Origin of the sequence: Streptomyces himastatinicus ATCC 53653, from assembly GCF_000158915.1 — a bacterium.
GTDB classification, from domain to species: domain Bacteria; phylum Actinomycetota; class Actinomycetes; order Streptomycetales; family Streptomycetaceae; genus Streptomyces; species Streptomyces himastatinicus.
The window spans coordinates 9,622,113-9,623,583 of sequence record NZ_GG657754.1 but is presented as its reverse complement, the minus strand read 5'-3'; the positions used below and the strand labels follow the sequence as shown (position 1 = coordinate 9,623,583).

Sequence of the window (1,471 nt, the reverse complement as noted above, 5' to 3'; positions counted from 1 at the left end):
GGGCGACAAGCCCATGGTGGTGTGGATCCACGGCGGCGGCTTCGCCACCGGCAGCCGGTACCAGCGGGCGGGCGACTACCGCTGGCTCGCGAACCACGGCTACCCCGTCCTGTCCATCGACTACCGGCTCACGCCGCCGCCGCGCTGGAAGGACGCCTCCGACGACGTCGTCTGCGCCATGTCCCGGCTCGCCAGGCTGGCCCGCCCGTACGGCGTCGACACCTCCCGCACCGTGCTGGTGGGCGGCTCCGCGGGCGGAAGCCTCGCGCTGAACGTCGGGTACGGGCTGGAAACCGGCCATATCGCCAGCAGCTGCACCGCGCGGCTGCCCGCCCCGCCGGTCGCCGTCGCCGGGTTCTACCCCGCCGCGGACCTCAAGGGCACGTGGCAGGACAACGGCCTGCTGGGCTACGGACGCGAGATCACCGAGGGCTACACCGGCGGCACCCCCGCCCAGTACCCCGAGCGCTACGCCTACGCCTCCGCCGTCAACCGCGTCCGCCCCGGACTGATGCCGTCCCTCCTGGTCACCGGCGCCTCCGACCACCTCATCCGGGAGTCCAGGGTCCGCGGCCTCGCCGACCGGCTGCGGCAGGACCGCGACGACGTCCGGTTCAACGCCATCCCCTACAGCGACCACGCCTTCGACGACACCTACCACAGCATCGCGGGCGCGGTCGGCCGCAACCTCCTCCTGCGCTTCCTGAACGGCACCGCGTCCCGCGCCTAGCCGCGCCTAGTCAGGGGGCCACGGCGGGGCGACGGGCGGCGCGATGGGGGCGACGCCCAGGGCCCGGGCCGCCTCGTCCAGGGAGTCCTGACGCTGCCGGGCGTAGTACTCCACGGGGTCGGCTACGGGGCGGTCCAGCACCCCGGCCAGCCAGTCCGCGTCGAGGGCCGGGTCGGCGGTACCGGGGTCGGCCACCGGCCGGGGCAGGACGTCCTCGTAAACGATCGGCTCCGCCGTGATCCAGCCGCCGTGGAGCAGCCCGACCAGCCCGGCGGGCGGCCCCAGACCGTCGCGGCGGCGGGCCACAGGGTCGGTGGCGTGGTACGTGAAGTACGCGAGGTCCTGCCGGGCGAGTGCGGCCTCCGTGGCGGGGCAGGCACATGGCCCAGACCTTGGCGGCGGCCTCCTGGCGGGAGAGCACCGGGTCGATGGCGAGCAGCCGGTCGGTCCCGGCCGTCAACGCGTCGTAGCGGACCCGTCCGGCGGGGGTGAGCGCGATGCCACGGGCCTCCACCGCGCAGCGCGCGCCGAAGGACGTACGGCGCAGCAGGACGTCCGGGCCGTCCCAGTGCGGCGGGCCCTGGATCCCGCCGGTCGTCGCGACACCGCGGTCCGCCATGCGCCGGTGCAGCTCGTCGAGGTCGAGGGCCCGGGGTGTGAGGTCCACCGGTGCACGGGAGGGCCGGAAGGCGGCGGTGGCGAGGTCGAGGAACCGCCGCGCTTCCTCGGGCGGCAGCCCGT

Annotated in this window: 1 protein-coding gene and 1 pseudogene; one reads left to right on the top strand and one right to left on the bottom strand. The window is 75.4% G+C overall.

The features are described 5' to 3' along the window. On the top strand, window positions 1–730 hold a 730-nt coding region (locus tag SSOG_RS40655), incomplete at its 5' end, for an alpha/beta hydrolase (protein WP_167542540.1). A 6-nt stretch (window positions 731–736) separates the two neighbouring features. Here the strand turns inward: SSOG_RS40655 and SSOG_RS56920 are convergent. Further along, a pseudogene (locus tag SSOG_RS56920) lies at window positions 737–1,045 on the bottom strand (hypothetical protein); the annotation flags it as partial. Between the last annotated feature and the right edge of the window lie 426 nt (window positions 1,046–1,471).